The following is a 13,898-nucleotide window of genomic DNA, read 5'->3' as shown; positions in this document are numbered from 1 at the left end:
AATCTTTAGGGGTTGATGTTAACCCCCAAAACATCTATCTATGGGAACGAATAATAATATGTCACTTGAGGTGACACGGGAATTCCAGGTACCAGCGGAACAAGTTTATAATGCCTGGACGGAATTTGAGGCTTTAAAGCAATGGTGGAAGCCTTTAAATAGTGAGTTGACCGATCTGCAGAACGAGCTGAAGCCTCAGGGTATTGTGAAGTATACTTTCACCCGTAGCGATAATAGCGAGACTTACACTGTAGGAGGGGAATATTCAGAGGTTGTGCCGGGTAAGAAACTTGTATACTCCTGGAAATGGGAGCTGCCGGAAGAGACTACTACTGAGAATGACTACAAGCTAGATATCGAGTTTAATGATCAGGGTTCGGGAAGTGTTTTAAAGGTAAAGCAGGAGGGTTTCGAAAGTGAAGAGGCTTCCAAACCCCATTACGAAGGATGGGAAAGCGCTCTTGATGCATTAGGGTCTTACCTTGGCGGCGGAAATTCTGAATCTGGATCTAACGCAGGCTCTCAGGATGCTGAGGTTGCAGGTTGGAATGAGGCACCTGAGCAGCAGAAAGTAGCCGAGTAGATGAAATTTTGGAATTTTTGAAAAGAAGGCAATTTGGGAAACCTCCCTGGTAGCTTTAATTGTTTTATCAAAACTACCTCCTAGACAAAAGGCGCAAAGTTTTGCGCCTTTTGCTTTAAGCCTCTGCTTCTTTGGCGCACAAATACTGAAGAGTTATTCTCATTTGTGTGATTTCTTGGTCTTTTGCCTGAAAAATTATCCCTCCATAGTTGACAATGTTCGGTATTCAAAACTTATAAAAATTCCAGATGTTATTTCCGGACAATAAACCTATGGATCGAAAACTACTTATTTTCCTATTATCAATATTGCCCTGGACATTAACCTTTGGGCAAACTGCTATCGCCGACAGTACGTCGGTAAGGGTAAACCCTTCTTATGATCAAGTTTCACAAAAACATCGAAAATACTTTGGAGAGAACTACAGAAAAGAATGGGCCGCTGAAACTAAGCTCCCTGTAATTCGAATTTCTCAGTTTGGTGGGGGACTAAAACCTGAGGAGCTGGGTGGTGGTCACCAATCGGTTTCATTACGATTGAAGGATTCGGCGGGAAACGAATGGGTGCTACGTTCGGTTAACAAGTTTGTTAATGGATTTGCACCTGAAATGCTTAAAGGAAGTGTTTACGAAGATTGGCTGATAGACAATTTCTCCTCTCAGCATCCGTACTCGGCATTAGTGGTGGCTACATTAGCTGAGGCTGTTAATGTTCCTCATGCCAACCCAATCATTGGTTGGGTTGCTCCTGATAAGGCTCTGGGAGAGTTTGAGAAGAAATTTGCGGGTCAGGTGTGCCTTTTAGAAGAACGCAATCCCTATGGAGAGTCTGATAATACAAAGAAGATGCTCGAAAATCTGGAAAAGGATAATAAGTACAGCCTGGATACTGCAACCTTTTTTAGAGCACGATTACTGGATATCCTTTTGGCAGATTGGGACAGGCATCAGGACCAGTGGCGATGGCTTCCTCAAAAAAAGGAGGATGGCGCAGTTGAGTACCTTCCTATTCCCCGCGACAGGGACCAGGTATTTTTTGTAAATGAGGGTAAACTACCCCAGAGGGCTTCAAAAACATCCTTCCTTTCTTTTTTAAAGGGCTTTAGTGCTGAGATTAAGGATCCTAACCACTTCTTCTTTCATGGCGCAAGCTTCAACCAACAATTTCTTAATCAATTCACCTATGAGGAATGGATGCAACAAACGAAGGAATTCGTTGCGGCCCTACCTGATGCTGTATTAATAAAAGCGATAGATCAGCTTCCGGCAAGTGCAAAAGCTTTAAGAAAAGATGTTTTATTAACTAAACTTAAAGGAAGAAGGGACAGTTTGCCTGGTGCTATGGATGAATATTATCGCTTTCTTTATAGTATAGTTGATGTTCGCCTAGCCGATTCTGATGAGGCCTTAAAGATCAGCAGTGCAAACGATCAGGGAATTAAGTTGACAATTCGAAAAAAGGGCAGCAATGCTGTGATCTTTGATAATACCTATGACCCCTTAATCACTAAGGAGATAAGGATCTATACAGGAAAGGGTAGTGATAGTGTTGAAATCAATACACCTGATAGTAAAATTACCTTAAGGATTGTTGGAGATAAGGGAGAAAAGGTCTACTCAACAACTGCTGCAGGTAATAAGATCCATGTTTACGAGGATGGAAAAAATGATCAGTTTGTTGGGGACGGAGGCAGTTTGAGGAAACATATACGCTCGGACTCCTTAAACAGAGCAAAGGTCTTTACTAATTTATATACAAAGTCAGGTTTTGGCCCTGCCGTAGGCTATCGGTCTAATGATGGAGTCTTACTAGGTTTGTCTTATAAATCACAAGGTGAAGGTTTTAGAAGACTTCCATATGGGAATCAACAAAAAATTTCCCTGGTGCATAGTCTCATTACTAAAACAATGCTTGTCAAATATGTTGGAGAGTGGAGGGGTATTTCAGGAAAGACAGACTTCCTGATCAATGCAAGCGCAGATATACCAAATAACCGTTTTTTCTTTTTCGGTTATGGAAACGAAACAGCATTTAATAAGGATGATGACTTCAGGAATTATAACCGGGTGTCGTTTAGTTTGTACCGTATCGAACCGTTCTTTAGGTTCAACTTCAGTAAAAACCTTAGAATTAATTTAGGACCGTCTTTGCAATATACAAACCTGAAAAATAGCGAAAACAGGGAACGTTTTGTGGGGCTTCCTAACTCTCCTTTTGCAAATGCCGAGGAGTTTACTAAAGGTAAAGCACATATAGGTGCCTTTGCTGAGATAGAGTTCGATACCCGTGATAATATTGTTCTTGCTCAGAAAGGGGTAAATTTCCATGTGCGGGTGCAGGGATATGAAGGTGTGAAGCAGTTTTCAAATCAGTTTGCCCAGATCATCCCGGAGCTTTCCGTATACCTTCCATTTAATAAGAGTAAAACGTTTGTATTGGCTAATAGGATAGGGGGAATGTTTACCCGGGGGGAGCAAACCTTTAATCAAACAGCATTTCTCGGATCGCACGATAATTTGTTTGGATATACAAGGTTCAGGTTTGCCGGTGATCATAGTCTTTATAATAATCTTGAAACTCGTATCAATCTTCCAAATTTCTTAAGGTATTTAATCCCGGGGAAAATAGGGCTGGTGGGATTCTATGATGTGGGCCGGGTTTGGCTTGAAGAAAATGACAATTCCTCCAAATGGCACCAAGGTGTTGGAGGCGGAATTTATATTACACCTTTCAATAAGTTTATTTTCCGGGGAGTGGTTGGATTTTCTGAAGAGGGAATGTTTCCGAATGTGTTGATAGGACGAAGATTTTAGCAGAGATTTATTTCTACCACTTTTATTTATCTGCGATGTTTTTTTAAAAAGTCACGGAGGCGCAATGAAGGGTGACAAAAGCCACGAGCACTTGCGCCTCTGTGAACTTTTATTTTAGTTACCTTGCCTCCTTATAGTGCTATCCTCCTGCAACTTCTATATTGAGCTTCGATTGGACCCATTCCTTATGTAGTTTTCAGGTACAGGTCGAGATGTACGGCTTGATCTTTTGTACTGTGGAGATTTTTTCCTTTTCATCAAAAAACACGTACTGACCGTTCTCCCGGTACCATTGTAGCCCAAACATTTTGCTTTTTGAAATTTGAGAAGCCAAATTTTATTACAGTAAGAATTCCAATATTTTGTAAATGCTTAGGGTAAATACCGCACAGTACAAAAGAAATATGCTTCTTTTGTTAATTTAATATGAAGAAATTGTGTTATCCAAGTGTCGCATACCAACGGTTTCAATAGCGTATATATAAAAACAAGATCGGGAACGGCTTGAAATGCAGTTTATTGCATGAAAAATAAAATTTGTTGCAACTCTTAATTCAACCTTTCGTATAAACCCTTACGAAATTCTAAATACGCTTTAAAATGAAACAATTCTACTCCCAATTAAAAGGCATCCTTCTGGCATGTTTTCTAGGTGCTTCTTTTGTGAGTTCAGCTCAAAATGTTGGTATTAATGGTACTGGTGCAGCTCCAGCAGCGTCGGCAGGTTTAGATGTGAATTTTAGTAATAAGGGTGTGCTTATTCCTAATGTTAACCTGCAAAGTTTAACAGATGTTGTGACAATCGCATCACCTGCGACATCCCTTTTAGTTTATAATACAAATCAAACTTTAGGTACTGGCTATTATTACTGGACTGGGACAGCTTGGACTAGACTAGCAAATGGGAACATAAGTGTATCTGGATGGGGTTTGACGGGAACAGCTGGAACTACTCCATCTACTAATTATCTTGGAACATCAGATGCCCAAGATTTGGTCATAAAAACTGGGGCCGCTGAGCGTATGAGAATTGGTGGTTCAAGTGGCAATATTGGAATAGGAACGGAGCCCTACAATGAATCTCTATTAGCATTAGATGCAGGAACTCTGCCTACTACCAGTGGTTATGGAACTGTTGTTACTGTTTCTGCAAACCGTAATCAATTTATCGAATTCAATATAGAAAATACTAGTGCCGGCAACTTAGCAAGTGCTGACATTGTTGCCACTAACGATTCCGGCTCAGATTCTACTCACTATATAGATATGGGGATTAACAGCTCCAAATATAGTAGTAATAAGCAAAATATTCTAAATAAGCCTAATTTGGCTTATTTATACTCAAATTCTCCTGCAAACTTCAAGATAGGGAATGGTGGAATAGGTCAAAATCTAATATTTTTTACAAATCCCTCTACTGGTACTTCAGGAACATTAACGGCCAACGGAGTAGAAAGAATGCGTATAACAGGAGACGGAAATGTAGGTATTGGTGAATTTCTTACGGCTAGTGGAGGTGACGATGTTGTTGCGCAAAAATTAACTGTTGATGGAAATGTTGCTCCTAAAACTACGGGAACTAGGACTCTCGGTACAATCGATTTAAAGTGGAGTAATATTTTTGCTGATGCAGCTACATTTAGTGGAGCGGTAGTTCCTGCAACAAATACTGTAGATTTAGGCACTACAACTTCTAGGTGGAGGAATATTTATTCTCAAAATCCATTAAGTAACTCGTCCGACAGAAGGTTAAAAACAAATATTGCAGAGCTGGCATATGGCCTAAACGAAGTAATGGCAATAAAGCCTGTAAGTTATAATTGGAAATCCACCCCAAATACTGATAAAAAACTCGGATTGATTGCGCAGGACCTCCGTCCAATTGTTCCTGAGGTCGTTCATGGAGATGAGTCTAAAGAAAATCTAAGCGTCAGTTATACAGACCTTATCCCCGTTCTTATCAACGCTATAAAAGAGCAACAAAAACAAATTGAGGAACTGAAACAAAAAGTGACGGTTCTTGAGAAAAAATAATTGTAACTAAAAGGAAAGCAAGTCGTATCCTTAATTCGATTTGGTTGACTTAGAACCTTCTATGAGTAAACAGATAACATCAAAAAGCGTAAATGTATTTATGAGCCTGGATAAGCAGGTCGTAGATAGCTACTTTAACAAGCATGACCCGGCTCCAATCTATAAACGTCAGCTAAGTCATCAGTTTGAGCAGTACATTATGGCTTCGGTATCTAATGCAAAAAGATATGATGCTATTTTTTACAAGTTGAAATGCGTGTCTGACATGGATAAGCAGTATGCGGAGCCTTTGATGTACGCTATCCGCAGACACTTTTCAGAAAAGCATGCGGAGAAGGAAAAGGAGTTTGCGAAGTTTAAAAAACGCAACTGGACCGTACTTGCCGTTGGTATCTTGGTAGTACTGATCTACCAGGGATTCCTTCCTATTGTTCTTGACGAAGAACATAATTTGCACTCTGGCTTAATCAACAGTTTAGACGTATTTGCCTGGGTTTTACTCTGGCACCCGATAGATGAACTAATTTTTCACTGGAATCCTCACCTGAAGGATATATGTCTTTTAAATAAACTTGCAACGGCAGAGTCAATTGTGATAGAAAATGAAAAGAGAAGTACCTCCCATAACACGTCAACTTCATCGGTTGCTGTGGATAATCTCCGTGTTGTGGCTTAATAATGTTGTTGCTCAACCTACGGCGAGCGTTCAGCAATATTATTACTATTACAAGGGTAGTCCTGTCACATTTGCGCCAATTGTAAGTTACCAGTCCGACAATAAGCTATACTTTGAAGGAAGGTTTAATTATGAAGATATCAATACGGCCTCTTTTTATGTGGGAAGAACGTTTGATGCTGGTTCAGACCTTTCTGTATCCTTCACTCCGATTGCCGGGGCTGTTTTTGGCTTCTACAAAGGAGCTTCTTTGGGAGCAAACGTATATGTCAACTATAAACGCTTGAATTTGTACCACCAGCCGCAGTACACGGTTTCGATAGATTCAAGGGAAAATAATTTTTTATATAGTTGGTCTGATCTGTCCATTGACATTACCGACCATTTTGCTGTTGGATTGTCTGCCCAGCACACCAAGATGTATTTTGAGAAAGGAATGCTTGAAAAAGGGGTGATGGTACAGTTTGCTTTTAAAAATTGGAGTTTGCCAATCTACTCGTATAACCCTGCCTCAGCTGACCGGTATTTCCTAATAGGACTTACCTATGAATGGGAAGGGAAAAGGCGTAAGAAGCAAGAGGAGAGCGTTCAATAGGTTGGGCAGTCATGGATTGGAATGAGGTTGGAATTTCTTAAGAGAAGTTTTAGGTAACTTTTCTAGCAGAAGCAGCGTAATTTATGCTGATCGCGCCGGCCTGTTAAGATAGGTTTAGTAGAGAAGCTAAGTAGTTTCAAGAGGCGGTGATCAGAAGCTATAAAAAGGGGGAATATGAGTACGAGTTTTTTAATAGGTATGGATTTAAATAATATTTTGGTAATGTCTGAGCAACCTTTGTGGTTGCAGGGTGCTATCCTTTTGTTTGTTCTAACCGTATCCTATTTTATTCATCGTGCCAAGGTGAATGCCTTATTGCATCAAAAGGCGGAAATGGAACGTCACCTGCTTGAGAAAACGGAGCTGCTGTCGTATTCCCGCCTAAGTGAACAGCGAGCAAGGGAAGAAGCTGAAGATGCATCAAGAAATAAAAGCCAATTATTGACCAGGATCAGTCACGATATTCGTACTCCAATGAATACCATTATTGGTATGGCAAGTTTGCTTAACGAAACTGTTATTAGTCAGGAACAACAGGAGTATGTTTCCACTATCCACTATTCAGGGGAGAAATTGATGTCGCAGATCAACGACATCCTAATGAATGATATTCTTGAGTATTCGAAGGTTGAATCAGGTCGCGACCTCGAATTAAGGGATTTCGATCTAAGAAATAATATAGAGGAAGTGCTCGACATATTTGCAGCGAAATCTGCACAAACTGATGTCGACCTTTTATACAAAATTGATAAAAATGTACCGCTCCAAATTGTAGGGGATAATCTGCGTTTGGGACAGATCATGATGAATATCATCGAGTTTTCGTTCAGCATGATCAAAAAGGGGCAAATTGCTATCGGGGTACATTTATTAGAGACGAACGAAGACAATCAAATCAAGCTGGAATTTGAAGTAAAGGATTCCGGACCGGGATTGTCTCCCAATAAACTAAAAAACCTTTCTTACGAGCTCCTTCCGTCTAATACCTCTGTTGATGCAAATACGGCGACTGATGTTGGTTTAATAATTTGTAAGAAACTAGTTTCCTTAATGGGTGGAAATATCCAGGTGTTTAGCAGGGAAAATGAAGGTATAACCTTTAAGTTCACTGTTCTTACGAGAAGGAGTGCTCAGGCAAGTAAACCTCTTACTGAAGAAGACAAACCTGTATTTGAAAACAAGAAAGTTTTGGTGGTGGATGAAAACCAGGTTGCTTGCGACTTAATCGTGGAGGAAGTTTCAGACCTAGGTACTGGTTTGAGTGCAGAGTCAATTAAATCAGCACGCCAGGCACTGGAGCTTCTTAGACAAGGAGCCAAATTCGATCTTATCCTTTCTGATTCGAAGTTTGGAAGTATGACCGGGGTGGAGTTTGCGCAGGAAGTTAAGAAGATCAATGCCGACCTTCCGTTAATTCTTATGAGCGCTGGAGCAGAGGAAGTTCTTAGGAAAAATCAGGGCTTGTTCTATGCCTCGATCACTAAGCCGTTCAAACAACAGCTATTTGCAGAAACAATAATTTCAGGTGTTAAGCAGAAAGGCGCTGCTTTGGATAAAAACAAGCAAAAGTTATCTACTGATTTTGCGAAGCAATATCCGCTTCGTATTTTGGTTGCAGAGGATGATGCGATGAACCAGAAGGTGGTGACCAGGGTGCTCAATAAGCTTGGTTACGAGCCACACCTGGCTTCAAATGGAAAAGAAGTACTAGACATAGTAAGTCACAAGGACTATGACGTAATACTAATGGATGTTCAGATGCCAGAAATGGATGGTCTGGAAGCTACAAGAATGATTCGCGTGTGTTTAAGCACACAGCCAGTGATCATTGCAATGACAGCCAACACGTTGCAGGGCGATAAAGATGAGTGTTTGAGAGCAGGGATGGATGACTACGCCAGCAAGCCTGTGAGGTTGGAAGAATTAATGAATGTCCTCGAGAAATGGGCATTAAAATCCAGAGAAAAATCTCATTAAAGTTTAATATACGCTTTCAAATATGCTTAAGCACTATAAATTACTTATTGCTCTATTTGTCCCCGGGGTGGGTCTTGCCCAGACAACTCCAACTGGCCCCGTTGGGCTAGTCAACAATGGAGCAAATATCGTTATCGGATCAAGTTCTAATATTTATATAGACGGTACTACTGGTGATTTTACTAACCAGAACGGTGGGGTGATCAAGAATACCTCGACTGGTGGTCAGATAAAGCTTACCGGGAACTGGGCAAATAATGCTGCTAATACTGTATTTAGTGGGGAAGGAGCAACAATTATTTTAGGAGGTTCTGGAGCCCAAACGGTGGGTGGAACTAATGGTACCAGTTTTTACAAGCTCACCGCTAATGGCGGCGGTACAAAAACTGTAAATACTGCGGCAACAATATCAAGGCTTTTAACAATGGAGGGAACTGCCATATTAAACGCAAACGATAATTTAACATTACTTGCCACACCCACTACGAACGCAAATGTTGCTGCTATACCTACAGGGGCTTCTGTTACTGGAAATGTAAAAGTACAAACCTATTTCACTGGTGGAAATCTTACAATGAGGGGTAATAGGCTTGTATCAACTCCCATAAACGATGCGGCCCTGGCAAAGAAAAGTTATGCACAATTGAAAGATTACGTAATTATTTCTGGTCCGGCTGGTGGTGGTTTCGATTTAGGAGGAGCAAGGGCTCCGGAAGCAGTAACACTACAAAAATATTACGAGCCAGGAACTGCTACTTCCTCTTACACTAATATAGCAAATATTAATGAATCTCTATCTCCAGCAAGTGGCGTAATTTTGCATTATAGAGGTGATAGGTCTGGATATACACAGGCTACAGCAAGCACCTCTGCAAAAACAAATGCGCCTTTTGCTATTCCAGAGACTACATTAATGCAATGGAACGGCCCCATTAATCAGGGAAATTATACGGTAAATCTTTCTTTTACCGCGAATCCGGGAGAAACTCTGGTAAACGGTTTAAATCTTGTCGGCAACCCTTATCCTGCTTATATCAATTGGAATTCATTAATAAAGACTAATGTTGCCGACTATGTTCGCTTTATTAAGCCAGGAGGTGGTTTTGCTATATATGATAATCGTAAGTCTCCAACTTTAACGGTTAATGCCCCAGAGGGAACAGATCTTCGTATCATTGCTCCAGGGCAGGGGTTCTATGTTTTTGCAACAGGTACCGGTGCTTCGATAACTTTTACAGAGGGTGCAAAATCTGTAGAATCTACTCCTATAGCTCGTCTTTTGTATAGCCGTAGTCAGGAAAAGCTATCGTTAAACGGAGCAGCAATATCCGCTACATCTGGTTCTTCCAAAGTTTCTGCTGTAGCATATAAGCTTTTAAGAATGAACCTGCAGGATACTTGGAACAAGGAAGAAACCGTTGCAGTTTTTGCAGATGGAGAATCAGCAACAGCAACTACAGACGATGCAACTTTCTTAGGAGGAAGTAGTATTTCATTAGCAAGCTTGTCTTCGGATGATAAAAGATTAACGATTAACCGGATGCCACCGGTAAATGAAGTGGCATCAATGAAGTTGTATGTTTATTCTCCAACAGCCGGACCGGTTAAACTTAACTTTACCGACCTTTCTGCTGTTCAGGGTTACAATCTTTATCTAAAAGATGCCTATACAAATAAAACAATTGATGTAAAAGCCAATCCATCTTACGAGTTTAGTATAGACCCAACTATAGCTGATTCGTATGGTAACAACCGAATGAGTCTGCTATTTAGTCAGGCTACTACATTGCCTGTAGCGCTTGCTGTTTTCAAGGCAGAGAAGGTTGCGAATGGTGCGAAGGTGATATGGAATGTTAAATCAGAAGAGAATGTAGTACGTTACGAGGTTGAGCGTTCAATAGATGGAGTAAGTTTTGCGAAAATCAAAGAGGTGAGTGATCTGGGTAAAGCAACCTATTCTGTGATTGACGAATCTCCAATATTAAGTCAGAATTATTATCGTCTTAAATCCGTTGATGCGGACGGAAGAACTGATTTTAGCAATGTTATCTCTTTAGATTACACGTTGTCAAATGAAGTAAATGTAAACGTGTTCCCTAATCCGGCTTCTGATGTTGTAAAGGTAAAATTACCTTCTTCAAAAGCTGTTAGTCTGTCTATATTCGACCTAAGTGGTAAGAAATTGAAGTCGGCTAAGTTTGCTGCTTCCTCACAAGTTCAGGAAAACATTGCCGATCTACAGGAAGGGGTTTACCTAATAGAGGTGAGAGACAAAGCTACAGATGCAGTGCTTTTATCTTCTAAATTCATCGTGAAGAAGTAGGAAAACTAACTATAAAAAACAAAGGGAGCCTCTTTTACAAGGACTCCCTTTTTCTATTTACCTTACCCTTGGAAAATAAAGAAGGTTTTCTGTTGAGAAAATAGAAGTATTATCTAAGCAATATTAAGATTATATTTTACCTTGTTTCTTTATATTGCATTTATTGTAAAAATCAGTATCTGAGTTGTAACAGGTTGATATTCTGTAGTTTAATTTTTAATATTGTAAAATCAAATTTCAATTGACTTACCAAAGCTATTTTATAAGTGAACAACTTGATGTTCTAATTTCATATAGTTGTAACCTGAAGTTTGCCAAGGCGTATACGATATTAAAACTGATTGTTATGTACATTATATCATCACCTGTGTTAATGTGGCTTCTATTTGCTCTGTTATTAAGCTTAGCCTATATGGCATACACTGTACTAGTTGCAGAGCCTGTAGAAAACGATGACGAGAACTTTTAATAAGCTTCTTTTTCTCCTTTTAACATGTTAAAAATGGTTAAAAAGACTATTTTAACATCAAGCATCGCTGACCAGTTTTCAAGGTACCAGATGTCGTGCTCAACCCTTTTTTCCATTTGTTCCAGGTTAGAAGTTTCACCTCTGAATCCATTAACCTGTGCCCATCCTGTAATACCCGGTTTCAGATAGTGCCTTACCATGTATTTATCGATAATGGCACGGTATTGTTCTGTATGCTTCAGCATGTGTGGACGAGGACCTACAATCGTCATATCACCAAGTAACACGTTGAAGAACTGAGGGAATTCATCCAGACTGCTCTTTCTTAAGAATCTACCAATGGGAGTAACCCGGTCATCATTCTTGGTAGCCTGTTTGTTGTCGCTGTCTTTATTCATTTTCATGCTACGGAATTTGTAGCACCAGAACATTTCGTTATTGCGGCCGCTTCTTAATTGCTTGAAAAGAACCGGGCCCGGACTCTGTATCTTGATAATGATAGCTAAAATGGGATACAGCCAGCTCATTACAAAAAGGATCACAGCAGAACTGAATAGAATGTCTGCAAGACGCTTTCTAAAGCGATTGTGCATTTCTTCCAATGGCTCTTTTCTCAAGCTGATCACAGGAAATTCTCCCATGTAGTTGATTGAGAACGGAGAGGCCAGTGATTGACTGAAGTCAGGTACAAACTTTAAGCGTACACATTGTCTTTCAGCCTCCTGAAGCAGGCTGCCCGCCTCTGACATCTTATCAGCTGTTAAAGAAACATAAACTTCCTTTATACCCTTATCTGCAGCTTTTTTAATTTGAGCACAGGCTGCGGGTAGTAATTCTCCCTGGTCGTCTACGAACATGTAGTCGTCTTGATCAAGGAAGCCTTCAAAGTCGTAGTGATTGTTTTTCTCAAAGAATGCAGCCAGTCTTAGACTCGTTTTGTTTTTTCCCATTACAGCCACTGGCTTTCTGATCTTAAAGTGCTTGATCAGCACATTTTCAATTAGTGCCAGAAAAAAGCGGCTCACGAAAAGTCCACTGAAGAAAAATCCGTAGAACAATCCGAGAAATGCACGGGATATGTTTTGATCTTTAGAAAAGAACAAGTAAAGTGACCAAAACACCAGGTGAGCGAAAAATGCCTTCCAGGTAGCACGGTAAACTTTTTCAACGCTTGTTACCGTATTCTTTGCGTATAGAGTAAGCATGTTTGAGCTAAGTGCCCAAAGAATATTGATGTTAATTAGATATGAACGATATTGATCGAAGTGTAAAGACTTATCCAGATGGTTTCCAAAAAAGAAAGCAGCCAGAAATGCCACGTTAATTAATATCAAGTCACAGCCTGCTAACAGCAGACGTAATGAGTAGAGATATCTGCTTTGCATAGTGTTCCAGATTAAATTATAAATAAAAGACTGATTCTTGGGCCTGTTAAAACCTGAGACCGGCAAGAGAAATATGTCGTTCTAAATCAATTAATCGGGAACCTCCGCAGAGTTTTTGTTGGGTAAAAATTTGTTTTTCATAGTTGTAGTTGTAAATAGATGTACAAAGTAGATAGATAACTAAAGTACAGGTAGATATACTTTTTGTTTTCTGTTATTGCAAATTTATAACTAAAAGTGATACTTTCTTAATTCTTTTGTTAAATTTTAGTGAAATTGTTGAATTTTTTTGTTTATCAGTTCATAAACAAACTTAGGCCCATAGTAAAGATACCTTTTCCACATTCTTTTGGGCTCATTTATCAATCTGATGAACCATTCTAATCCCAGGTTAATCCAGATCTGCTTAGGCCTGTTCACTGTACCTGCATAGAAGTCAAACACCGCACCGATTGAACAGATGGTTTTTGCATTCAACTTTTCTTTATGAGCATGTGCCCATTTTTCCTGCTTTGGTGCAGTCATTCCAACAAAAAGGACATCCGGATTAAAATTGTTCACTGCCTCAATCATCCGCTGGTTGTCTTCCTCATCAAATTCAGGCTTGTATGGTGGAGAGTAAGTCTCAACCTTAACTGAAGGGAATTCCTCACTAAGATGCTCCTTGATCTTACTAAGTGTTGTCTCTGATGATCCCAGGTAAAAGCATTTGCCTCCTTTAGCATCTAGTTTCTCAAGAAGATATTTATGAATATCTGCTCCTGCTATTTTTTTTATTTTTTGTCCTGTAAGGAGCTGTGAAGCAAATACAATTCCTACTCCGTCGGGCAGAAGAACATCCGACTCCATTAAAGCCTTCTTAAATGCGAGATCTTTCTGCGTAACGATGTATGAGTATTGATTGATGGTATTGATGAGCGTTTTCCGGCTCAGATCCAATTGTTCCAGTCCCATGTTGTAGACTGGAAACTCAAGGACTTGAGTATTTCCATAGGTCAAAGTATCATAATTCATAGTTGTAGATGTAGATATTGATGTAGATG

Annotated in this window: 10 protein-coding genes; 8 read left to right on the top strand and 2 right to left on the bottom strand. The window is 39.9% G+C overall.

Going from position 1 to position 13,898, the window contains the following annotated elements; translation table 11 throughout:
- Nucleotides 1–40 precede the first annotated feature (40 nt).
- From J4N25_RS07365 to J4N25_RS26910, 8 genes are all read left to right on the top strand, one after another.
- Nucleotides 41–583, top strand: coding sequence for an SRPBCC family protein (locus tag J4N25_RS07365; protein ID WP_207421493.1), 543 nt, complete (start codon nucleotides 41–43; stop codon nucleotides 581–583).
- A 272-nt stretch (nucleotides 584–855) separates the two neighbouring features.
- Nucleotides 856–3,396 (top strand): BamA/TamA family outer membrane protein, encoded by a 2,541-nt coding sequence (locus tag J4N25_RS07360; RefSeq protein WP_207421492.1) that lies wholly within the window; start codon nucleotides 856–858, stop codon nucleotides 3,394–3,396.
- Between the two features lie 600 nt (nucleotides 3,397–3,996).
- Entirely contained in the window at nucleotides 3,997–5,430 is a 1,434-nt protein-coding gene (locus J4N25_RS07355; RefSeq protein ID WP_207421491.1) for a tail fiber domain-containing protein, read from the top strand.
- Nucleotides 5,431–5,491: 61 nt separating this feature from the next.
- A complete protein-coding gene (locus J4N25_RS07350; protein WP_207421490.1) occupies nucleotides 5,492–6,106 on the top strand; it encodes a hypothetical protein in 615 nt (204 codons plus the stop codon).
- Nucleotides 6,033–6,701: a hypothetical protein gene (locus tag J4N25_RS07345; protein ID WP_207421489.1), complete on the top strand. Its 669-nt coding sequence runs from the start codon at nucleotides 6,033–6,035 to the stop codon at nucleotides 6,699–6,701. Before J4N25_RS07350 ends, J4N25_RS07345 begins: the two co-directional genes overlap by 74 nt.
- A 174-nt stretch (nucleotides 6,702–6,875) precedes the next feature.
- On the top strand, nucleotides 6,876–8,678 hold the full coding sequence (locus J4N25_RS07340) for a response regulator (protein WP_207421488.1): 1,803 nt from the start codon (nucleotides 6,876–6,878) through the stop codon (nucleotides 8,676–8,678).
- 22 nt (nucleotides 8,679–8,700) lie between these two features.
- Nucleotides 8,701–11,001: a T9SS type A sorting domain-containing protein gene (locus J4N25_RS07335; protein ID WP_207421487.1), complete on the top strand. Its 2,301-nt coding sequence runs from the start codon at nucleotides 8,701–8,703 to the stop codon at nucleotides 10,999–11,001.
- A 346-nt stretch (nucleotides 11,002–11,347) separates the two neighbouring features.
- The gene (locus tag J4N25_RS26910) at nucleotides 11,348–11,470 is read left to right on the top strand and encodes a hypothetical protein (RefSeq protein WP_255537083.1); all 123 of its coding nucleotides are present in this window, start codon (nucleotides 11,348–11,350) and stop codon (nucleotides 11,468–11,470) included.
- Here the strand turns inward: J4N25_RS26910 and J4N25_RS07330 are convergent.
- Nucleotides 11,467–12,855 (bottom strand): undecaprenyl-phosphate glucose phosphotransferase, encoded by a 1,389-nt coding sequence (locus tag J4N25_RS07330; protein ID WP_207421486.1) that lies wholly within the window; start codon nucleotides 12,853–12,855, stop codon nucleotides 11,467–11,469. The two genes, J4N25_RS26910 and J4N25_RS07330, sit on opposite strands and share 4 nt — an antisense overlap.
- Nucleotides 12,856–13,122: 267 nt before the next feature.
- Nucleotides 13,123–13,869: a WecB/TagA/CpsF family glycosyltransferase gene (locus tag J4N25_RS07325; protein ID WP_242695795.1), complete on the bottom strand. Its 747-nt coding sequence runs from the start codon at nucleotides 13,867–13,869 to the stop codon at nucleotides 13,123–13,125.
- Nucleotides 13,870–13,898: the final 29 nt, after the last annotated feature.

Source organism: Desertivirga brevis (assembly GCF_017355835.1).
Note: the sequence above shows the minus strand (reverse complement) of the source record. Positions and strands in the feature narration are given on the sequence as shown.

What these genes read in the sequence shown, in the direction of transcription:
- J4N25_RS07355 (WP_207421491.1), top strand. Translation starts at nt 3,997, where the DNA reads ATGAAACAATTCTACTCCCAATTAAAAGGCATCCTTCTGGCATGTTTT.
- J4N25_RS07335 (WP_207421487.1), top strand. Translation starts at nt 8,701, where the DNA reads ATGCTTAAGCACTATAAATTACTTATTGCTCTATTTGTCCCCGGGGTG.
- J4N25_RS07330 (WP_207421486.1), bottom strand. Translation starts at nt 12,855, where the DNA reads ATGCAAAGCAGATATCTCTACTCATTACGTCTGCTGTTAGCAGGCTGT.
- J4N25_RS07345 (WP_207421489.1), top strand. Translation starts at nt 6,033, where the DNA reads ATGAAAAGAGAAGTACCTCCCATAACACGTCAACTTCATCGGTTGCTG.
- J4N25_RS07340 (WP_207421488.1), top strand. Translation starts at nt 6,876, where the DNA reads ATGAGTACGAGTTTTTTAATAGGTATGGATTTAAATAATATTTTGGTA.
- J4N25_RS26910 (WP_255537083.1), top strand. Translation starts at nt 11,348, where the DNA reads ATGTACATTATATCATCACCTGTGTTAATGTGGCTTCTATTTGCTCTG.
- J4N25_RS07350 (WP_207421490.1), top strand. Translation starts at nt 5,492, where the DNA reads ATGAGTAAACAGATAACATCAAAAAGCGTAAATGTATTTATGAGCCTG.
- J4N25_RS07365 (WP_207421493.1), top strand. Translation starts at nt 41, where the DNA reads ATGGGAACGAATAATAATATGTCACTTGAGGTGACACGGGAATTCCAG.
- J4N25_RS07325 (WP_242695795.1), bottom strand. Translation starts at nt 13,869, where the DNA reads ATGAATTATGATACTTTGACCTATGGAAATACTCAAGTCCTTGAGTTT.
- J4N25_RS07360 (WP_207421492.1), top strand. Translation starts at nt 856, where the DNA reads ATGGATCGAAAACTACTTATTTTCCTATTATCAATATTGCCCTGGACA.